The sequence below is a fragment of the Collinsella sp. AF37-9 genome, assembly GCF_003475115.1.
GTDB lineage: Bacteria > Actinomycetota > Coriobacteriia > Coriobacteriales > Coriobacteriaceae > Collinsella.
Genome location: NZ_QROQ01000002.1, coordinates 52,271 through 71,444, shown reverse-complemented (window position 1 = coordinate 71,444; position 19,174 = coordinate 52,271). Strand labels below are relative to the sequence as shown.

Annotated in this window: 19 protein-coding genes; 10 read left to right on the top strand and 9 right to left on the bottom strand. The window is 59.0% G+C overall.

Translation table 11 applies throughout. The annotated features are described in order from the left end of the window. Window positions 1-62 precede the first annotated feature (62 nt). Together DW024_RS01110 and DW024_RS01105 are read left to right on the top strand one after the other, a co-directional pair. The gene (locus DW024_RS01110) at window positions 63-965 is read left to right on the top strand and encodes a DMT family transporter (RefSeq protein WP_117803779.1); all 903 of its coding nucleotides are present in this window, start codon (window positions 63-65) and stop codon (window positions 963-965) included. An 86-nt stretch (window positions 966-1,051) separates the two neighbouring features. Continuing rightward, window positions 1,052-1,777: a uracil-DNA glycosylase gene (locus DW024_RS01105; RefSeq protein WP_118376750.1), complete on the top strand. Its 726-nt coding sequence runs from the start codon at window positions 1,052-1,054 to the stop codon at window positions 1,775-1,777. 50 nt (window positions 1,778-1,827) lie between these two features. On the opposite strand, the gene DW024_RS01100 is transcribed toward DW024_RS01105, so the two are convergent. The 3 genes from DW024_RS01100 to DW024_RS01090 all read right to left on the bottom strand — a co-directional run bounded on the left by DW024_RS01100 (window position 1,828) and on the right by DW024_RS01090 (window position 5,010). Next, window positions 1,828-2,508, bottom strand: a complete 681-nt coding sequence (locus DW024_RS01100) for an SDR family NAD(P)-dependent oxidoreductase (protein ID WP_117757275.1) — start codon at window positions 2,506-2,508, stop codon at window positions 1,828-1,830. 9 nt (window positions 2,509-2,517) lie between these two features. Further along, window positions 2,518-3,240, bottom strand: coding sequence for a VUT family protein (locus tag DW024_RS01095; RefSeq protein ID WP_233541293.1), 723 nt, complete (start codon window positions 3,238-3,240; stop codon window positions 2,518-2,520). A gap of 156 nt (window positions 3,241-3,396) precedes the next feature. After that, the gene (locus DW024_RS01090; RefSeq protein ID WP_117717017.1) at window positions 3,397-5,010 is read right to left on the bottom strand and encodes a peptide chain release factor 3; all 1,614 of its coding nucleotides are present in this window, start codon (window positions 5,008-5,010) and stop codon (window positions 3,397-3,399) included. 469 nt (window positions 5,011-5,479) lie between these two features. Between DW024_RS01090 and DW024_RS01085 the strand changes: the two genes are divergently transcribed. From DW024_RS01085 to DW024_RS01075, 3 genes are read left to right on the top strand one after another with little or no spacing between them, the layout of a single operon-like run. Then, window positions 5,480-5,860 carry a GntR family transcriptional regulator gene (locus DW024_RS01085; RefSeq protein WP_117582838.1) on the top strand — a complete coding sequence of 127 codons (381 nt, stop codon included), beginning with the start codon at window positions 5,480-5,482 and terminating at the stop codon, window positions 5,858-5,860. Between the two features lie 23 nt (window positions 5,861-5,883). Next, complete coding sequence (locus DW024_RS01080; protein ID WP_117582837.1) at window positions 5,884-6,765, top strand: ABC transporter ATP-binding protein; 882 nt, start codon at window positions 5,884-5,886, stop codon at window positions 6,763-6,765. Further along, window positions 6,762-7,460, top strand: coding sequence for an ABC-2 transporter permease (locus DW024_RS01075; protein WP_118376749.1), 699 nt, complete (start codon window positions 6,762-6,764; stop codon window positions 7,458-7,460). Before DW024_RS01080 ends, DW024_RS01075 begins: the two co-directional genes overlap by 4 nt. Before the next feature lie 182 nt (window positions 7,461-7,642). Here the strand turns inward: DW024_RS01075 and DW024_RS01070 are convergent, their stop codons facing one another. The 3 genes from DW024_RS01070 to DW024_RS01060 form a co-directional block, all read right to left on the bottom strand. Next, complete coding sequence (locus tag DW024_RS01070) at window positions 7,643-8,941, bottom strand: chloride channel protein (protein WP_118376748.1); 1,299 nt, start codon at window positions 8,939-8,941, stop codon at window positions 7,643-7,645. A 125-nt stretch (window positions 8,942-9,066) separates the two neighbouring features. Further along, window positions 9,067-9,600, bottom strand: coding sequence for a TIGR00730 family Rossman fold protein (locus tag DW024_RS01065; RefSeq protein WP_118376747.1), 534 nt, complete (start codon window positions 9,598-9,600; stop codon window positions 9,067-9,069). Window positions 9,601-9,636: 36 nt separating this feature from the next. Beyond that, window positions 9,637-10,062, bottom strand: a complete 426-nt coding sequence (locus DW024_RS01060) for a potassium channel family protein (RefSeq protein WP_055252221.1) — start codon at window positions 10,060-10,062, stop codon at window positions 9,637-9,639. Between the two features lie 198 nt (window positions 10,063-10,260). Between DW024_RS01060 and DW024_RS01055 the strand changes: the two genes are divergently transcribed. Both DW024_RS01055 and DW024_RS01050 read left to right on the top strand, forming a co-directional pair. Further along, a complete protein-coding gene (locus DW024_RS01055) occupies window positions 10,261-13,065 on the top strand; it encodes a transporter substrate-binding domain-containing protein (RefSeq protein WP_158572102.1) in 2,805 nt (934 codons plus the stop codon). A 41-nt stretch (window positions 13,066-13,106) separates the two neighbouring features. Further along, window positions 13,107-13,586 (top strand): pyridoxamine 5'-phosphate oxidase family protein, encoded by a 480-nt coding sequence (locus tag DW024_RS01050; RefSeq protein ID WP_055252525.1) that lies wholly within the window; start codon window positions 13,107-13,109, stop codon window positions 13,584-13,586. A gap of 96 nt (window positions 13,587-13,682) precedes the next feature. Here DW024_RS01050 and DW024_RS01045 read toward each other — a convergent pair whose 3' ends face one another. Both DW024_RS01045 and DW024_RS01040 read right to left on the bottom strand, forming a co-directional pair. Continuing rightward, on the bottom strand, window positions 13,683-14,894 hold the full coding sequence (locus tag DW024_RS01045; protein WP_118376745.1) for a MalY/PatB family protein: 1,212 nt from the start codon (window positions 14,892-14,894) through the stop codon (window positions 13,683-13,685). A gap of 112 nt (window positions 14,895-15,006) precedes the next feature. Further along, complete coding sequence (locus DW024_RS01040; RefSeq protein ID WP_233541292.1) at window positions 15,007-15,744, bottom strand: tRNA (N6-threonylcarbamoyladenosine(37)-N6)-methyltransferase TrmO; 738 nt, start codon at window positions 15,742-15,744, stop codon at window positions 15,007-15,009. Window positions 15,745-15,884: 140 nt separating this feature from the next. On the opposite strand from DW024_RS01040, the gene DW024_RS01035 reads away from it, so the two are divergent. The 3 genes from DW024_RS01035 (at window position 15,885) to DW024_RS01025 (ending at window position 17,604) form a co-directional block, all read left to right on the top strand. Then, on the top strand, window positions 15,885-16,712 hold the full coding sequence (locus DW024_RS01035; RefSeq protein ID WP_118376743.1) for a TipAS antibiotic-recognition domain-containing protein: 828 nt from the start codon (window positions 15,885-15,887) through the stop codon (window positions 16,710-16,712). Window positions 16,713-16,763: 51 nt separating this feature from the next. Beyond that, entirely contained in the window at window positions 16,764-17,009 is a 246-nt protein-coding gene (locus DW024_RS01030) for a glutaredoxin (RefSeq protein ID WP_118376742.1), read from the top strand. Window positions 17,010-17,337: 328 nt separating this feature from the next. Continuing rightward, window positions 17,338-17,604, top strand: coding sequence for a ribbon-helix-helix protein, CopG family (locus DW024_RS01025; protein WP_117645840.1), 267 nt, complete (start codon window positions 17,338-17,340; stop codon window positions 17,602-17,604). 144 nt (window positions 17,605-17,748) lie between these two features. On the opposite strand, the gene DW024_RS01020 is transcribed toward DW024_RS01025, so the two are convergent. Next, window positions 17,749-18,702 (bottom strand): tRNA-dihydrouridine synthase, encoded by a 954-nt coding sequence (locus DW024_RS01020; RefSeq protein WP_118376741.1) that lies wholly within the window; start codon window positions 18,700-18,702, stop codon window positions 17,749-17,751. Between the last annotated feature and the right edge of the window lie 472 nt (window positions 18,703-19,174).

Sequence of the window (19,174 nt, the reverse complement as noted above, 5' to 3'; positions counted from 1 at the left end):
CTACATCCATATCTGGGAGCAGAATCCTTTTTGCGAAACCGTTCTGTAACAAAAGGAGTCCCATGGATCGCAAAAAAGCAATCGCGCTCTCATTTTCCGTTCCCGTCGCATGGGGCTTTTCGTACCCCCTCATGAAGATCGGCATGGACAGCATGAACGCCACGAGCATCGTCGCGCTGCGCTGCATCATCGCTTTTGCGGCCTGCCTGCTGCTCTTCCACAAGCACGCGGTGCGCATCAACCGTGACCTGATGGTCCGCGCCGCCATCATCGGCGCCATCATGGCAACCGAGATCACCTGCATGTGCCTGGGCTCCAGCCTCACCTCCGCCTCCACCGCCGGCTTTTTGCAGAGCCTGACGGTCGTAATCGTGCCGTTTGCCAACGCGGCCCTGCTGCGTCGCGCCCCCGAGCGCAAGGTGCTCATCGGCACCGCCATCGTCACCTGCGGCATGTTGCTGCTCTCGGGCGCCGACTTTACCAGCCTGAATCCCGGCGCGATCATCATGCTGCTCTCGGCCTTTATCTATGCCGGCCACATTATCATCGCCAAGCGCTTTGTCGAAGAAGTCGATCCGCTGGCTCTGGGCGTTTGGCAGCTGGGCTTCGGCGGCTTGTTCTCGGGTATCGCCGCATTTACCTTTGGCGGCTTCACGCTTCCCAGCACGCCGAGCGAGATCGTCGTTATCGTTGCGCTCGCACTCATCTGCTCTGCCTACGGCTTTATCACCCAGACGCTCGTGCAGCCCCACGTACCCGCCGAAACCACTGGCTTCGCCTTCTCGCTCGAGCCGGTCTGCTCCGCCGTCTTCTCGTTTTTCCTGGTCGGCGAGGTCCTGAGCCCCATCGCCTTCCTTGGCGCCGCCCTCATCCTCACCGGCGTCATGGTGGCAACTGTCGAGCTTCCGCGCCTCCGCGCACATGGGCATGCTCATATGGCGGCAGCGCCCGAGCACGTCTCGTAGACCCCACTCCTCATACAGCCGCGGCATAAAGGTCTCCGACGCCTTTACAATAGATGCCGACAAAGCATCTGCCCTAAAGGAGTTCCATGGACGCTGCAACTCGCGACCGCAACATAGCAACTTGGTTGGGCGATGCGCCGCAGCCGGTACGTGACACTACGAACCAGCTGCTCGAGCGCATCGCCCTTCTGCGTGCCGAGCAGACCATCTACCCGGCACAAGACGACATCCTCAATGCCCTCGCCTACACGCCGGCCGACCAGGTCAAGGTTGTCATCTTGGGTCAAGACCCCTATCACGGGCCCAACCAGGCCATGGGGCTGTCGTTCTCGGTCCCCGCGACGCAAACCAAGTTGCCGCCGAGCCTGCGCAACATTTACAAGGAGCTCAATGCCGATCTAGGCTGCCCCATTCCCGCCACGGGAGACCTAACCCCATGGGCACAACAGGGCGTCCTGCTTCTCAACACCACGCTCACCGTGCGCGAGCATGCCGCGAACTCACACGCCAAGCTGGGCTGGAGCACGCTCACCGACTACGTTATCGAACGTTGCTGCCAGCTGCCCCAGCCGGTCGTCTTTTTGGCATGGGGCCGCTTTGCCCAGCAGATGGTCGAGGGCAAGCTCGCCGCGACCGGCGCGGGCAAGGCAACCGGCAAGTTCTGCCTTGCCTCCACGCACCCCTCGCCGCTTTCGGCCAACCGCGCCACGGCAGAACTCCCCGCTTTTATAGGGTCGCGCACCTTCTCGGCAGCCAATCGGCTACTCGAACAGCACGGCTCGACCCCCGTCAACTGGACTTGCCTCGGCTAAAAATCAATACATCAAAAACGCGCCCGACGGATTTCCATCGGGCGCGTTTTCTACTCGGGCCAGATAAACTGGGTGCGGCCGGCCTCGCCGCCATCGATCAGCAGGCTCTGCCCGGTCATAAACCGGTTGGTCACGCCCACAAAGTAGATCCACTCGGCGATCTCTTGGGCGGTGGCCCAGCGTTTAAGCGGCGTGAGCTCCATAATCTGGTTCCACAGGTGCTCGTCTTCCATCACGCAACGGTTGAGCGGCGTGATAACGCCGCCCGGGTCCACACTGTTGGCGATGGCCTGCGGTGCTAGGCGGTTTGCAAGGTTTTTGGTGTAGGCGATAACGCCGCCCTTGCTGGCAGCATAGGCGGGAAACTCCGATCCCGTATGCCCGCTCGCCGACCCCACATTGACCACGGATGTAATAGCCGGCGCCGGCTTGGCGGCAAGCCCCTCCCCCACAAAGGCGTAGCGCTCGGTCACGTTGATGGTGCCGCACAGGTTGGCGGCAATATCGTCGGCCGAGTCCTGCGTACCAGCAACATTCACGATCACCTGGGGTTCAAGCTCGCCTGGAAACGAGTCCGGCTCGCGGACATCGACGATCAGATGGCGATAGCGCTCGTGCTCGATCGCTGCCGGCAGCAAATCAAAGCCCACGACCTCGTGGCCCTCGTCCAAAAAGCGCTGCACGCACGCGGCTCCAATGCCGCCCGAAGCGCCCGTGATCAAAACCCGCATATTTGCTCCTTAGGCGGTTGCGTGGCGCTCGAGATACTCGGCGCCCACATTCTCGCGCTCCCAGCCGCGCACGACCTTGTAGCCCACAGGGCTCAGGAAGACCTCGCACAGCAGCTCGGCAACAGCGCCGGTCAGCGAGCACATAAGGACCTGCACCCAGGTCCAACCAAAGAACGTGTGGCTCACCACAATGGCAAAGACCAGGTTGTCGATAAACTGGCCAACGCCTGTAGACACATAGGAGCGGAAGGCAAAGCTCGCAAAGTTATTCTTTTTGAGCATACGGCCGAGCGACTGGTTGAGCGTGGAGTTAACGACGGCAGAGACGAGCATGGCGAGCGAAGATCCAAACACCACGTACCAGGTGCCGCCGATGGTGGCGTTAAGGGCGGTGTTGACCTCGATCATACCCGTGTCGTAGTAGGCGCCCCACATGCCGGGCGTGAGCGAGCATGCCCAAAAGCACAGGCTCACAGCCAGGTTGACCAGCAGTGCGAGGATAGAGATTTTGATGGATGCCTTGGCGCCAAAGCGCTTGCAGATCATGTCCTGGCACAAAAACGAAACCCAGCTCACCACAAAGCCGCAATCGAGTGCCAGATACGGCAGGCTGATGAGCTCTTTGTTGGCCAGCAGGTTCATCATGATAACGCTCACGATAAACAGCGAAACCGTTGCCGCGGGAATGCTCCGCAACAGGACCTTGTAGTCCTCCATGACCTTCTTGATCATTATGTACTCCTTTGGTTTTAGGTTTAACGAGCAGGATATCGGACCCGAACTGCTCGGCCGCCACGGTCTTGAGGCGACGGTGGGTATGATAGCCGCTCACGCGGCGGCAGGCAAGCAAACGGCGCGGCGGCCCCACAGGATCACCGCCCCGGTGCGCTAAAACGTTACGTTGCCGAACTCCGACAGGACAAGGTCGGGGTTGTGGTCGGTAGCCCAGTCCACGTTCCACGGGCTCGTGAACAGCAGCAGTTTGCCGCCGCGCATGTCCTCGACGCGCAGGGTATCGCGCGTGAGCGAAAGGCCCGGGATATCGATGGTGTCGGGGTCGTTTTGGATCCAGCGGATGTCCGTATAGGGCAGCGGCTGGCGACGAACCTCAACACGGTACTCGGCCTTGAGGCGGCGCTCGAGTACCTCAAACTGCAGCACGCCGACCACGCCCACGATGACGCTCTCCATGCCGGCACCCAGCTCGCGGAAGATCTGGATGGCGCCCTCCTGGGCAAGCTCCTCCATGCCCTTCACAAACTGCTTGCGCTTGAGCGTGTCGACCTGCGTAATGCGGGCAAACATCTCGGGGGCAAACGTCGGGATCTGCGGATACTGCACGTGGCGCTTGCCGGAGCACACGGTGTCGCCGATGCTAAAGATACCCGGGTCGAACAAGCCCACGATATCGCCCGCGTACGCCTCGTCCACGATGGCGCGGTCATCGGCCATCATCGACGTGCCCGTGGCAAGCTTGAGCTTGCGGTTGCCCTGCACATGGAAGGCATCCATGCCGCGCTCGAACTTGCCCGAGCAAATGCGCACAAAGGCAATGCGATCGCGATGGTTCTTGTCCATGTTGGCCTGGATCTTAAACACGAAGCCGCTAAAGTCGTTCTCGGCGGGCGCGACCGGCTCGCTGGTGAGTGTATCGGTATAGGCGCGCGGCGTCGGGGCCAGACGCAGGAACTCTTTAAGGAAGGGCTCCACACCAAAGTTGGTGAGTGCCGAGCCAAAGAACGCCGGGCTCAGCTTGCCGCAGGCCACGGCATCCAGGTCGAGCTCGTCACCGGCGCCATCGAGCAGCTCGATGTCGTCCATCAGGTTCTTGTGGTTCTCCTCGCCAATAAGCTCGTCCATGGCCGGATCGCCCAGCTCGGCCTCGACCTCGGCGACCTTCTTGGTGGCGTTGGCGTGGCCGTCGCCCTCAAAGGCAATGACGCGACGGGTCTGACGATCGAACACGCCGCGGAAGTTGCGCCCGCTGCCGATCGGCCAGTTCATGGGATACGTATTGATACCCAGGACGTTCTCGATCTCTTCCATGAGCTCAAACGGATCGCGAGCCTCGTGGTCGAGCTTGTTCACAAAGGTAAAGATGGGAATATGGCGCAGCGTACAGACCTTAAAGAGCTTTTTGGTCTGGGCCTCGACGCCCTTAGCGCCGTCGATGACCATGACTGCGGCGTCGGCGGCCATAAGGGTACGGTAGGTATCCTCCGAGAAGTCCTGGTGGCCGGGGGTATCGAGGATGTTGACGCAGGCGCCGTTGTAGGTGAACTGCAGCACCGAGGAGGTAACGGAAATACCGCGCTCCTTCTCGATGTCCATCCAGTCCGAGACGGCATGCTTGGCCGAGCTCTTGCCCTTGACCGAGCCGGCAGTCTGGATGCTGCCGGTATAGAGCAGCAGCTTCTCGGTAAGCGTGGTCTTACCGGCGTCCGGGTGGCTGATAATCGCGAACGTGCGGCGCGACGAGATTTCATCCGACAGGCTTGCCATGCGGATCCTTTCTTGCATTGAGTGCATTACGTCGTTGTAACCGCACCATTGTAGCCGCGAAATCCCGCCATAGGGCACCTATCAGGACAAATTCATCAGCTGAGCTCGCTCTGTAGCGGGCAGCCGCCTCAAGGATTGTCTCGATCTGTAACAGTAAGACGGGTTTTGAGCCCCTACCTGTTACAGATCGAGACAAACTGGCAGGCGGGCAGCCAATGTCTCAATCTGTAACATCTAGCCATCAAAATCAGGCCTAAGTGTTACAGATTGAGATAAACCAGCAGGAAGATCGAGGCTGTCTCGATCTGTAACATCTAGCCGCCAAAATTGACTTCAGATGTTACAGATCGAGATAAACGAACGGAGGGACAGACGAGCCCATATTTCCCTCTTGCGCAACTGTGCATAGTGTATATATACTGTGCTTACCGGTTATATACACGTGTAGCCCAACAGCTAAGGAGCCGCTGTGGACATCATCCTATCCAATTCGAGCGACAAGCCCATCTACGAGCAGATAACCTCGCAGGTCAAAGCCCAGATCCTTTCGGGCTCACTCGCTGCGGGAGCCAAGCTCCCCAGTATCCGCGCGCTGGCGAGCGACCTGGGCGTGAGCGTCATCACCACCAAGCGCGCCTATGCCGACCTGGAGCAACTCGGTTTTATCTGCACCGTGCAGGGCAAGGGCTGCTTTGTCGCCGAGGGAAACCAGGAACTCTTGCGCGAAAACCAGCTCTGCCATATCGAAGAGTTGCTTGCGCAGGCCGCTACGCAGGCCGAAACCCTGGGCGTCACGCGCGACAAATTGCACGAAATGCTCGACCTTGTAGCCCCCGAGACCATGCAGTAGCCATCTGCAAGAAAGGCTATACCATGCAAAACTTGCTAGAACTCAAAGGCGTTTCACGCCGCGTAAGCGACCGCTTTTCGCTACGCGATGTCACACTCACCGTGGAGCCCGGCCAGATTGTCGGCTTTGTGGGCGCAAACGGCGCCGGCAAGACAACGACCATTCGCGCCGCGCTCGGGCTTATAAAGCTCGATGCCGGCGAGGTGCATCTGTTTGGACAGCACTGCGACGCCAACGCGCCCGGCGAGGCACAGCGTCACCTGCGCTCCCGCGTCGGTCTTGTCCTGGACACGTGTCCTTTCCCCTCCACGCTCAAGGTGGGCCAGATCGAGACGCTCGTAGGCCCGGCGTACCCCACATGGAGTCGCGAAACATTCGCCAGATTTATCGACCGATTTGGCCTTGATCCCAAAGCCAAGGTAAAAGACCTCTCCCGCGGCATGGGCATGAAGCTGCAGCTCGCCTGCGCGCTCAGCCACAATGCCAAGCTGCTCGTTTTGGACGAAGCCACTGCGGGCCTCGATCCCATGGCGCGCGAGGAGCTGCTCGATGAGCTGCTCGCCTTTGTCGCCGACGGCCAGCACAGTGTGCTGCTCTCGAGCCACATTACGTCCGACCTCGATCGCGCCGCCGACCGCGTCATCTGCATCGATAACGGTTCGATTGTGTTTGACCTGCCGCGCGAGGACATTACCGACCGCGCCGGCATCGCCCACTGCACCCAAGCACAGGCCGCCGAGCTTATGGCTTGCGTCGAAGGCGCTCGCGCCGCCCACCACGCCTATAGCGTGGACGTGCTCGTGCCCAACCGTCGCGAGGCGCTCGAGGCCTTTCCCGAGATTCCCTGCGACCGGGCAACCATTGATGACTATCTGCGCCTCACGCTGAAAGGGGCTTCGAAATGAAACGCGCCTTTATGTCCGAGCTCGCCATCGTTCGCTCACTTGTCCCGAGCATTGCGGGTGTCGGCTTGTTCATATTCGTCGTGCTGACCCTTGCCAACGCATCGGACGGCGATTCCGGCATGAGCGCCGGCGCCTGCGCGGTCAGCGCCATGTCACCCATCATGGTCATGAGCTCGCTGGCCGGCTTCGACAATCAAAACGGATGGGAGCGTTATCGGGCAACGCTGCCCTTCTCGCGCAAAGACATTATTTGTGCCCGCTACCTGAGCGTTATTGTCTTCTCCGCCGCCATGGCATGTGCAGCTACGCTTTTGAGTATCGTCGCCATCCCGCTCTTCAACAGCGCGGGCATTCCTTCGACGGGACAGACGGTCTTTGAGATCGCAATAGCCTCGGCAGCATCGATGCTCATCTCCCTCATGATGGTGTTTTTGGCGCAGCCGCTGTTCTTTCGCCTTGGACACATGGAGGCGCTGCGCCTATCCGTTGGCCTGTTTGCCCTGCTCGGGTGCTTTGCCATGGCCACGCTGAGCTCCTCCAACCCCATTAGCAACTGGCTTATGTCGATTGCCGGAGCAAATCCCGATCCCGCCGTCCTCGGCTGCCTGTGCGCAGGAATTGCCGTACTGGCCCTCGTGCTCTTTGCACTGAGTTGCGCCATCAGTACCAAGGTCTATCGAGCACGCGACCTGTAGGCAGGCGCGGTATCATCGGACATGCGCCACAGATCGGCGTGGCCCATTATTGGGAAGGCGCTCAACCCGTGTCGTGGATTACAGCAGCATTTTGAAAATAACGACCCGTCAAAGGGCACAAGCTCAAGTTGAACACCCTCACACCGGGCTTGAGATGTTTGTATTGACCGTGCGCCGCCGTGCTACTTGCGCAGCGGCTTGGGCAGCGGAATGCCAGCGGCGATAACGGCGGCGATGATCATGCAGACGATACCCTTGAGCGGGAAACACATGAGCAGCAAGCCCACAACCATGACCGGCTGACGCATAACGGCGCCCATCGTCGAGGCCGTGCAGACGGCGACGCAAAAGACCGGATCGGCGCCGGTAAGGATAGCGAAGCCGTGGCCCAAGCTCACGCCCGAAAAGATAACCGGGAAGAAGTGGCCGCCACGCCAGCCCATATTGATGAGGGCGGGGGTCAGCATGGCCTTGACAAGACCGGTCGCGATGAGCACACCGGCGGGGATGGTGAGGTAGGTCTCCATAAGTACGTCGGCCTGGGTCTCACCGGCAAACATGGTATAAGGCAGAACTGTGCCGCAGATGGCGAGCGCCAGACCAGCCAGCATGGCCTTGACGACGGGGCGCTCCCCTATTGCATGGGACAGCGCCTCACTTGCATGCTCGGAGACAAAGTACAGCCAACCGCATACGGTGCCGACCAACGCCAGCGGAATGAGCCAGACAAGTTCCAGGTTGCCCACCTCGGCAGCCTCGAACCTCGGCATGCCCATGCCGCCACCCATAAGCTGGCCGAGCAGCAGATAGGTGCCCAGGCCGCCGGCAATCGCGATGCCGTAGACCACGGTCTTTTGCGCCTTGGGCAGCTTGATGGTGATCTCGTCGGACGCGGAGTCCTCGCCAGCGCCCCGACCATCGGCGCTACCGGCGAGCGGCGCCACAAAGCCAAAGATGGGAGCGGTGAAGAGCGCCGTTAGGGCAGCTTGGGTACCCAGCAGCGTGAGCTGCCTAAACTCGGCGTCAAAGCGACGCATGCGGTCGCCGACCCAGCTGCACAGACCCGCGATAACGCCGGTCAGGCCGGCCTCCGGTCCAATGCTTCCGCCAAACAGCAGCGGCAGCAATGCCGCAAGCGAAAGCTTGCCGAGGTTGTCGTACGGGTAGCGACCGTCTTGCTTAACCTTGGCCATCACCTGGTTGAGGTCATCAGTCTTGGTGCCCGTCATCTTTTCGTACAGACCGATCAGCAGGCCGCCCAGCAGGCAGACGAAAAACGGGTACGGCAAAAAACCGAACGGACCGCTCGCGAGCTCGGGCGAAGCGACGCCCAGCATATGAGGGATCTCGGTCCATAGATAGTCGATACCGTGCTCCATCGCAAAGAAAAACAGCCAGACCGCGGCGCCCGCAAACGCACCGGTCACGGCCACGCTCACTAAAAACAGCGCACGGTTTTTGGGTTTTGCAAGGTTGTCCATCGGGACCTCCCGTGGTCAAAATCGACAAAGATACGTTTTATTGTAGAGCGAGCGTTGCCCGAACGAGCCAACCGTCTGCGCCGCAAACGACACCATTGGGAGTCATAGTGGGGCAGGCTCAAGACTTATCCGTTAATAATCGAGGCAATCTCGCGCAAATCGTCGGCAAAGTAAATGCCTTGCTGGCGCCTCGGACTCGAAAGCCCTTTATCAATCATGTGTCCGAGCAGCGCCTTGAGATCGTTGTAGTAGCCCCCGAGGTTGTACAGGATGCACGTCGCATCGAGATGCCCCAACGACACGGCGGACATGACCTCGGCAATCTCCTCGAGCGTACCCGTCCCACCGGGAAAGGCGATGAACGCGTCACCGAGCTCAATCATCTTGGCCTTGCGCTCGGCCATGTCGCTCGTCACGATGAGGTCGTCGATGCCATCGTGCTGAAACTCGGCCTCGATAAAAAAGCTCGGCTCCACGCCCGTCACGTGTCCACCGGCATCGAGTACGCTATCGGCGAGCGCACCCATCAGGCCCGATTTGGACCCGCCGTATACCAGCGCGTGCCCGTTGGAGCCAATCCAGTTGCCTAGCTCTTGCACCGCAGGCAAAAATGCTGGGTCGTTACCAACGCTGGCGCCCAGGTATACCGTGATATTCATATTTAGTCCCCCTCATCGTGACGCGCGGCGCCCGTTCTAGCGTTGGCGTCGGCGATATTCACGCACACGGCGCGATAGGTCGGCAAGCTCGTCACGATCGAGCTCTTCCAAATGCTCAAGATCGTCCATAAAGCGCGCCATGGTGTCCTTTTGGCGCATCTTGATGAGCGTATTGCAGTAGTTCACCGCCACGCCCGTGAGCATGGCGATGTAGAAGATGCTGATGACGCTCAAAACGACAGTGATAGCGCGGGCAACCGGCGTCTCGGCCGGGATATCGCCAAAGCCGATGGTCGATACGGTCTCAAAGCTAAACCAGAGGCCGTCGCCAAACGTAAGGGTCGTGGGCTCGGACAGCCAGACGGCTGTCGAGCACAGCAGATAGAAGACGAGAAACAGGCCCGTGATGCGTGCAAAGCCAGCCTGGCGCAACACGTCGGCAAGCGTCCTCAACTTGTTCATCGCGACCCCTTTTCCCAGACGCCCAATCACATTCGCTCGTTATTGTCCCACACCCGGCAGTTGGGGACGTTCCCTTTCTGCCGGCAGAAAGGGACTGTCCCCAACTGCCGGGAGTGACCGTTTAGCGGTGCGGCGGCTGAATGGGCAGGCTGAGCTGGTATCCTTATGCGAAATTGTCTCAACTCGATAGGATTTCATGTGAAACCTTCCGCCGTCCTTCGCTTGGCTCTATATCGCACCCTGGCCGTCGCGCTTGCCGCGCTCGCCATACTGAGCGCCGTCATGCCCGCCCCCGCCTTTGCCGCCGACTCCGACCAGCAGGTCAAGACAGTCCGCGTTGGCTGGCTCGTCAACAACAAAGGCTTCCAGGAAGGCATGCCGGGCGAGCGACTTTCGGGATGGGGCTACGAGTACCTCCAGACCCTCTCGTATTACACAAAGGGCTGGCAATACGAATACGTTAGCGGCACCTTCTCCGAGCTTATGGACATGCTCGAAGCAGGCGAAATCGACCTCATGCCCAACATCTCGTATTCGGCAGAACGCGAGCAGAAGCTGCTCTTTTCCTCGAACCCCGAGGGCACCGAGCGCTACTACATCTACGCCAGGCCCGACCGCGACGATCTGGCCAAGGGTGACCCCCAGGCGCTCCAAGGCCTCACCATCGGCTGCAACTCTGGCGTTATGCAAACTATCGTCGGCCAGCAGTGGCTCGCCAACGAAGACGTTACCTGCACCTATAAAGAAATCGACACCGGCAGCGCCCTCTTTGAGGCGCTTGCAGACGGCGAGGTCGACGCCGTCATCATGAACGACACCATTTCGTCGCCCGATGCGTCACCCATGTTCTACGTAGGCTCGAGCGACTACTATTTTGCCGTTCCCAAAAGCCGCCCTGACCTGATGAACGACATCAACGCCGCCATGACGACCATCGCCCGCGATAACCCGCGCTATAACGAGGAAGTCAAAACGAGTTACTCGACCCAAAACAGTGGCTCGTCATCGCTCACCGGCACCGAGACCACCTGGCTCAAAGAAAACGGCAATACCATCACGCTCGGCTATCTTAAAAACCAACTTCCCTACTGTACGCAAAATGACGACGGCGAGATGGAAGGGTCGCTCGCCTCGCTTGCAACGACGTTGCACGACAAGTTTGACATTACGGTCAAAACAATCGCACTCTCGAACAACAAGCAAATGATCAAAGCCCTTTCCAACGGAACCATCGATGTCGCCCTGCCGTTGTTTCGCGACTACTGGCTCGCCGAGCAGACAGGGGTCATCCAGTCAAACTCGATGGGAACGGTTTCGCTGACCGCCATTCACAGTGGCAAAAACCTGAACAGCGACCTTAAGAACATCGCTTGTACAAAGAGCACAATCGTTAACCGTTTTGAGCTCGAAAGTCTCTTTCCGAACGCAACGGTAACCGAGTATTCGAATGACGGCGAGGTGCTCAAAGCCCTCAATGAGGGGAAGGCACGTTGCATCATTGTCCCCAGCACGCGCCTGGAAACTCTCCGCGACATCTACGACATCGAGGATTTCGAAACACAGGAACTCACCAACACGGCGCAACTATCGTGTTTAATTTCGCGCGGCAAGCCCGAGCTGCTGGGAATCATCAATAAGGGCATCGTCAATGCAGGTGAATCGCTCTCTGCAAACAGCTATTTCCCCACATCGTACTCGGCGCAAGAATCGGATGCGTTCCGACTTCTCTACCGCAACCGCATCGTCATTGCGGCAGTCGTCATCTGCATTTTGCTCACCGGCATCGTCATCCTTGTCTGGTCGCTTTACCGCGCACAGGAGGAACGGCAGAAAGCCGATGCCGCCAACGCCGCCAAAACCGCTTTCCTCACGCGCATGAGCCACGACATCCGCACGCCGCTCAACGGCATCCTGGGTCTTATCGAAATTGAGGAATTGAGAGAAGGCGACATGCAGGTCGCCCGCGAAAGCCGCGCCAAGGCGCGCGTTGCCGCCAATCACCTGCTGTCACTGATTAACGACATCCTCGAGATGGGCAGGATCGAGGAGCGCAAAGTGACGCTCGAGCACGAATCATTCAACCTTAAAGAGCTGTGCGACAATGCGCTCGTACTGTGCAAGCTCCGCGCATCAGACCGTGGCATAACCATGCTCGATACCAGCGAGCCCTACGCTGTCGACCAATATATGATCGGCAGCCCCACCCATATTCGGCAGATCCTTGTCAACCTGCTCGACAACAGCATCAAGTACAACAAGCACGGAGGCACCGTCACGTTCTCATCGACCATCAAACCGGTCGACGACGAGCACGCCGTGTTTTGCTTTAGCGTCTCGGATACCGGCATTGGTATGACATCCGAGTTTTTGGCACACATTTACGAGCCGTTTGCCCAGGAAGGCGACGATGCGCGCAGCAAGTTCCAAGGAACCGGCATTGGCATGTCTATCGTCAAATCGCTCATCGATATGATGGGCGGCACGATTGAGATTTCGAGTGAGGTTGGCGTGGGGAGTACGTTTGACGTCCGGATTCCGCTCGATATCGACAAGAACCCTCAGATAAAAGAATGTGCAGACACGCAGGTAACCAGCTGCTCGCTCGCCGGCATGAACGTCCTTTTGGCAGAAGATAACGAACTCAATGCCGAGATTGCCCAAGCTCTGCTCGAAAGCGAAGGCATCGTCGTGACTCGCGCCGCCGACGGCAACGAAACGGTCGATCTATATGTTGGTCGTCCCGCCGGCAGCTTCGATGCGATCCTGATGGACATCATGATGCCGGGCATGGACGGCTACGAGGCAACCCGCGCGATCCGCCTGAGCGAAAAGGCCGATGCGGCCGACATCCCCATCATCGCGCTCACCGCCAACGCCTTTGCCGAAGACGCCAAGGCGGCACACGACGCCGGCATGAACGCCCATCTGCCCAAACCGCTCGACTTTAGCAAGCTCAAAAACACACTCGCCTGTATCAAGAAAAACGGGGCTGTTTCGCTATAGTTTGTGCTCAACCACCATGCGCAGTAGAAAGGAAGCCAACGATGTTTAGGCCCTTACGTCGAAAGAAACGCGCCATCACCGACGAGAAAGCGCGCGAACTGCTCGCTACCTGCAAGCGCGGCGTCTTTGCCGTCAACGGCGATGATGGCTACCCCTATGCCATTCCCGTCAACTACTTCTTTGACGCCGAGCACGACAAGATTTATTTCCATGGCGCCAAGGCTGGCCACAAGGTCGATTCACTCAAGCATGATGATAAAGTCTGCTTTACCGTTTACGGCAACGAGTGGTACAAGGACGGCGACTGGGCTCCCTACGTTATGAGTACCGTTGTCTTTGGTCGTTGTCGCCTGGTAGATGAAGCGCCCGCGTTTATCGAGGACAAAGTCCGTCAGCTCGCGCTTAAGTACTACCCTTCTGCCGAAGAAGTCGAGGAGGAGATCGCCAAAGACATAAAGGGCGTCCAACTCTACGAGATTTCGATTGAACATCTTTGCGGCAAGCAGATTCATGAAAAGTAGCGAATGCCGAAAACGCGCTCGCTACCCTCTGCACCCCATGTGCCCACGCATTTTGACGGCGTGGGCACATGGGGCAGCACTCGAATCGAGCGCCCCCTATACCCCAAAAACGTAGCGGTCCAGGCGCTCGCACGCCTCCCTTACACGCGAAAGCGGCAGTGCCAGATTCACGCGAATGTGGCAGGGTCCACGGAATGGACGGCCGTCCTGATAGCCCACGCCCACACGCGCGCCCTCGTCGAGCAGCCACTGAATATCGTGGCCATGATCGCGGCACCACTCGGTGCAGTCCAGGAACACCATATACGTGCCCTGCGGGCGCGAATATGACACGCCCTCAAAATGCTCGTCCACGTAATCGCAGAAATAGGCGATGTTACCCTGGATGACCTGGTTGAGCTCATCGACCCACTCGTAGCCCTGCGGCTGGTAGGCGCCGATAAGCGCGTGCATCGAAAGGACGTTCATCTCGTTGTAGTGGGTCTTGTTGGACACGGCGCTCACGCGGTCGCGCAGCGTCTCGTTATAGATGATGTGGTAGCTGCCGACCAGGCCCGCCAGGTTGAACGTCTTACTGGGCGCATCAAGGGCAACCGTGCGCATGCGGGCATCCTCGCTCACCGACTGCGTCGGGATATGCTTGTGACCCGGCAGGATGATATCGGACCAAATCTCGTCCGAGATCACCACGCAATCGTGCTGGCGATAGATGTCCATGGCGCGCTCGATTTCATCGCGCTCCCATACGCGGCCGCAGGGGTTGTGCGGCGAGCAGAACACCGCGGCATGGATGTGGTTTTGGGCGAGCTTGCGCTCCATGTCCTCAAAGTCCATGCGCCACACGCCCTGGTCGTCGAGCTTAAGCGGGCTGTGGACAATGCGATAACCCGCAGCCTCGATGGACTTGGTAAAGCCGATGTAGGTGGGGCTGTGGACCAGCACCGCATCGCCCGGCTGGACATACGCGCGCAGCGTCGACACGACACCGCCCAGTACGCCGTTTTCGTAGCCGATATGCTTCGGGAGCAGGCCCTTAACACCGTTGCGGCGGCTCTGCCATTCGATGATGCGGTCGAAGTACTCGTCGCGCGGATCGAAATAGCCAAACATGGGGTGCTGGGCGCGCTCAATGATGTGCTCCTGGACCGTAGGCACCGTGGCAAAGTTCATGTCCGCCACCCACATGGGGATGCGGTCGAAGCCCTCATCGGGCGCGTTCGGGGCCATGCCGGGGATCTCGCCCCAGGAGTCAACGGCGATGGCGTCCATACCGTGGCGGTCGACAAGCGAAGTAAAGTCGTATTTCATGCTGAGCTCCCGTGCAAAGCGGATTGTTTCGGTAGGCGTTATTGTCCACCAGCACGGGCGATTTTGGCATGGGGTTTGGCGTTGAATTTAGCAGATGCGGACGTGCGGCCGGCTAGTCTTGCGCATCGTTGACGGCGGTTACCGTCAGCCTGGTTCCGTCAACCGTAAACGATATGTCGAGCCCGGCGTAGGCCAGATGGTACACGCGGTTTGGCTCGTGCTTGCTGCCCGCGCGGCGCGGATCTTGGCGAAGGACCTCGACCAGGCCGGGAAGCTTTGCGGGTGGGACCATATCCTGTTGTGCTTGCGGGATCTTAACGTCAAGCTCTTGCCACGGCGCGTCCTCAATCCAGCCGCCGGTCGCGTCCGGGTGACAGTCTGCAAACGGAATGTAGGGCTTGATATCGTAGATGGGCGTGCCGTCGCGCAGGTCGGCCCCCAACACATGGATGATAGGGCCGTCGTCGGTAAGCTCGACACGATCGAGTTTGACGCAGGTAAGCCCGATGGGATTGGGGCGAAACGGACTGCGTGTGGCAAACACGCCCACACGCTCGGCTCCACCCAGGCGCGGCGGACGCACGGTCTTCGACCACTTGGCGTTGGTGCCGGACCTGTCCTGCGCCTTGGCATCGGCGGCGATGTCTTCCGCCGTGCCGCCGGGCGTTCCGTTTTCAAAGCGCCAGAGCAGCCATAGGTGAGAGAAGGAGTCCAGGCCCTCAACTGCCGCGTTAAAGGCAAATTCCTGCTCAAAGACGATGCGCCCCTCAAGATGAGGCGCCAAAAAGCTGTTGCGCGGAATGCCGAACTTCTGCGGCAGGTCGGTATGTATGTGTGCAATAGGTTCCATGCCGGTCATTGTACGGCACTGGTGCGCGGGCGAGGGGCCGCGATTCCCGCTCATCGCCATCTGCATGCAACCAACGGTTGCTTGGAAGGGTGCCTGCCGCCGCGTATGCTTAAGCCATCAACCAGCAGAAAGGAGCCGTTATGGCCTTCGCAGAAAAGCTCATCGCCGTCCGTCGCGCCAACAATCTCACCCAAGAGCAGCTCGCCGCCAAGCTCTACGTCACGCGCCAAGCCGTCAGCCGTTGGGAACGCGGCGAGGTCACACCGGGCATCGACATGATGAAGCTCATTGCCGCCGTAACCGGAGAACCGCTGTCGCACCTGCTCGAAATGCCCGAGCACTATTGCCAGAGCTGCGGCATGATACTCACGCCCGACGACTGCGGCACCGATGCCGCGGGCGCCACGACCGACCATTACTGCAAGTGGTGCTACGACCGCGGCAAGTACACCTACGAGACTACGATGGAGGCGATGATCGAGGATTGCGCCCCGCGTCTGGCGCAAAACACCGGTATGTCACTCGACGAGGCCGTCTCGCTCATGGGCGCCGTGCTGCCCCAACTGGAGCGCTGGCGCACCGTGCAGGAAAACGAGGAGCGCTACGGTGCCGAGGCGCGAGCGCGCTATGGCGACGAGGCGATCGACGCCGCAAACGAAGCACTGCTGGATATGGATCCCGAGACATGGAACGACATGAAAGAACTCGAGCGCGCGATTTTGGGCCAGCTCTCGATTGCCATGGACGACGGCGATCCAAAGAGTAACGAAGCCCGCAAGCTTGTCGCAATGCACCGCCGATGGGTTGGCCTTAACTGGGGACACGAGCCCCAGGACGAAGCATACCTGGGCCTCGCCAATGGTTATCTTGCCGACCAGCGCTTTGTTGACTACTACGACAAGCCCTGCGGCACCGGAGCCACGGCGTTTCTGGTACAGGCAATCGAGTCGTCGTTGACGCGTGCATAGACCGCGGCGGCTTTGGGTATTTCAATCGAAACCTCAACCGATTGGAGACCTATGGCTACTGATCACGAGCTCGCGCTCTACGTTATGACCGGCTGCCCGTATTGCATAAAGGTCAAGCGCTTCCTGGCCGATAACGGCGTGACCATCCCCGAGCGTAATATCTCGACCGATTCCGATGCCGAGCAGACGCTCATCGCCGTCGGCGGAAAGCGCCAAGTTCCCTGCCTGTTCATTGACGGCACGCCACCCTACGAATCGAACGACATCATCGCGTGGATACAGAAGAACCTGCTCTAGCGTTCTATTGCGGTCGGCCGGCCCCAACGCACAAACCCATACGGCACAAACATGTACGTCAGCATCCAAAGTCGACATTTTTCGACATCTTTGGATGCTGACGTACAGCTTTTTGCATGGGCCCACCACAGGTAGTCATTGGGGACGTTCTTAAATGACTAGTTACTTGTATTTTTGTCTACAAAATTGTATACAAAAAGAGAAGCCGCCTCATGGAGCTCATCGCTCGATGTTGCCCCGATCGGGATGGCTACATCATTTACCACGCCCTTGTCCCTCCTACGCGCAAGGTGCTCAGGGAAATCGGAATCGATCGATAGGAGGCACTATGGACGCCAAGCAGCTCGAAAAGATGATGGGGTTTGCTCCCGGTGAGCTAGAAAAAGCCGCAGCGGCATACGAAAAAGATGAGTGGCCAAAGGGCCACACCGTCAAGTTGGGAAGGCCGCCGATTTCCGATGAACCAAGCGTTGTTTTATCGGCACGTGTGGGTGAATCGGTTCTTGAAGCATTTGACGCAAAGGCAAAGCGTCATGGGCAGACACGCGCAGAGCGGCTCAGGGAGCTCATTACCCTTGACGCAAGGATTGCCTAGTCCCCCGCCGAACCCAAACGTGTATGTCAGCATCCAAAGTCGACTTTTTTCGACATCTTTGGGTGCTGACGTACAGCTTTTGCAACATAGTCGTTGGGGACGCACTTAAATGAGTAGTCGTTAAAGAACGTCCCCGATGACTAACTAGCCGCAAAAGCGCGCGGTAGGCGCAAGCGGCTGTTCACGAAAGACGCGCTCGACGGCGGCACGATATTCATCGACCTTTTTGGTCTTGCGCACGAGCTTGTGCACGGTAGCGGGATCGGCGAAGGCGCATTTGGCGTAGAACCACCACTCCTTCATGCGAAAGACCGCGTTGCCTCCAATCTCGTCCGCATAGGCCGCAAACAGCGTGTCATGGAAGCGCTGCAAGTCGGCAGCCGTGGCGGCAGGGCCGCCCTTAACCATGCGAGCCAGCGCGGGATTCGCAAGCAAGCCGCGCCCCAACATTACGTGGCGTGTTCCGGGATAGGCCCCCACCAGCGCATCCATGTCCTCAAGATCAAAGATGTCGCCGTTATAGGCCACGGGAAACGGCGCCCGCTCCAACGTCTCGCCGTAAAACTCTTTGCGCGGCGAGCCCGTATAACGGTCCTTTTGCACGCGCGGATGCACGATCAGCTCTGCCAGCGGCATGCGGCAATAGAGGTCGAGCACGCGTTCGTACTCGTCATCGCTTTCCAACCCCAGCCTGGTCTTGACCGACACCGGCAAGGGTGAGCGTTCGCACACGTCGCTCAAGAACACCTCGAGCTCATCCAGGTTGCGCAGAAAGCCCGAACCCTTGCCTTTGGCAACAACCGTACCCGAGGGGCAGCCAAGGTTGAGATTGACCTCGCGGTACCCCATCTCGGCGAGCACCTGCGCCGCCCACACAAACTCGTCCGCATTCTTGGACATCAGCTGAGGTACTACGTTAAGCCCCTGGTTATTGGCAGGATCGACCTCTTTAAACGCCTTGCCACCAAAGCGGTTGCCCACCCGCGGCGGCGGCAAAAACGGCGTGTAATAACAATCGAGCGCGCCAAAGCACTCCGCATGCACGCGACGGAACACATGCCCGGTAATCCCCTCCATAGGGGCCAGCGATAAATTCATCAACATCCACTCTCAAATCAATGTGACAAAGGGACAGTCCCTTTGTCACGTCCCATTCAAGCGGTTCAGGAACTCTTCGCAGGCGCGAGAACGCAGGCGATATTTTTTCCACACCAGATACGATGCAATGGTGAAGGGGCAAAAGGGCAGTCCCTTTGCCCCAAGTGCCGGCTACCGGACGCAAGCTAGTTGCCGTTCGCGAACGCCGCCCATATTTCGAGGTCTAATACTTTTCCCGAGAAGTGAACGGCTGTATTTGGACCCCCGAAGCATTGACATTTTTAGGCGTCAAAACCGCAGGATTTGACTGGCAAAACCGCAGGAAATTGCACGCCAAAAGTGTCGATGCTTCGGGAGTCCGTTTTCACTCGTTCACTTCTCGGGAAAAGTATTAGACCTCGATTCCGCAGTCCCCGATGTGACAAAGGAACAGCCCATTTGTCACATTCAGAATTGACCCCCCCCCCCCCCC

What these genes read in the sequence shown, in the direction of transcription:
- DW024_RS01110 (WP_117803779.1), top strand. Translation starts at nt 63, where the DNA reads ATGGATCGCAAAAAAGCAATCGCGCTCTCATTTTCCGTTCCCGTCGCA.
- DW024_RS01105 (WP_118376750.1), top strand. Translation starts at nt 1,052, where the DNA reads ATGGACGCTGCAACTCGCGACCGCAACATAGCAACTTGGTTGGGCGAT.
- DW024_RS01100 (WP_117757275.1), bottom strand. Translation starts at nt 2,508, where the DNA reads ATGCGGGTTTTGATCACGGGCGCTTCGGGCGGCATTGGAGCCGCGTGC.
- DW024_RS01095 (WP_233541293.1), bottom strand. Translation starts at nt 3,240, where the DNA reads ATGATCAAGAAGGTCATGGAGGACTACAAGGTCCTGTTGCGGAGCATT.
- DW024_RS01090 (WP_117717017.1), bottom strand. Translation starts at nt 5,010, where the DNA reads ATGGCAAGCCTGTCGGATGAAATCTCGTCGCGCCGCACGTTCGCGATT.
- DW024_RS01080 (WP_117582837.1), top strand. Translation starts at nt 5,884, where the DNA reads ATGCAAAACTTGCTAGAACTCAAAGGCGTTTCACGCCGCGTAAGCGAC.
- DW024_RS01075 (WP_118376749.1), top strand. Translation starts at nt 6,762, where the DNA reads ATGAAACGCGCCTTTATGTCCGAGCTCGCCATCGTTCGCTCACTTGTC.
- DW024_RS01070 (WP_118376748.1), bottom strand. Translation starts at nt 8,941, where the DNA reads ATGGACAACCTTGCAAAACCCAAAAACCGTGCGCTGTTTTTAGTGAGC.
- DW024_RS01065 (WP_118376747.1), bottom strand. Translation starts at nt 9,600, where the DNA reads ATGAATATCACGGTATACCTGGGCGCCAGCGTTGGTAACGACCCAGCA.
- DW024_RS01060 (WP_055252221.1), bottom strand. Translation starts at nt 10,062, where the DNA reads ATGAACAAGTTGAGGACGCTTGCCGACGTGTTGCGCCAGGCTGGCTTT.
- DW024_RS01050 (WP_055252525.1), top strand. Translation starts at nt 13,107, where the DNA reads ATGTTTAGGCCCTTACGTCGAAAGAAACGCGCCATCACCGACGAGAAA.
- DW024_RS01045 (WP_118376745.1), bottom strand. Translation starts at nt 14,894, where the DNA reads ATGAAATACGACTTTACTTCGCTTGTCGACCGCCACGGTATGGACGCC.
- DW024_RS01040 (WP_233541292.1), bottom strand. Translation starts at nt 15,744, where the DNA reads ATGGAACCTATTGCACACATACATACCGACCTGCCGCAGAAGTTCGGC.
- DW024_RS01035 (WP_118376743.1), top strand. Translation starts at nt 15,885, where the DNA reads ATGGCCTTCGCAGAAAAGCTCATCGCCGTCCGTCGCGCCAACAATCTC.
- DW024_RS01030 (WP_118376742.1), top strand. Translation starts at nt 16,764, where the DNA reads ATGGCTACTGATCACGAGCTCGCGCTCTACGTTATGACCGGCTGCCCG.
- DW024_RS01025 (WP_117645840.1), top strand. Translation starts at nt 17,338, where the DNA reads ATGGACGCCAAGCAGCTCGAAAAGATGATGGGGTTTGCTCCCGGTGAG.
- DW024_RS01020 (WP_118376741.1), bottom strand. Translation starts at nt 18,702, where the DNA reads ATGAATTTATCGCTGGCCCCTATGGAGGGGATTACCGGGCATGTGTTC.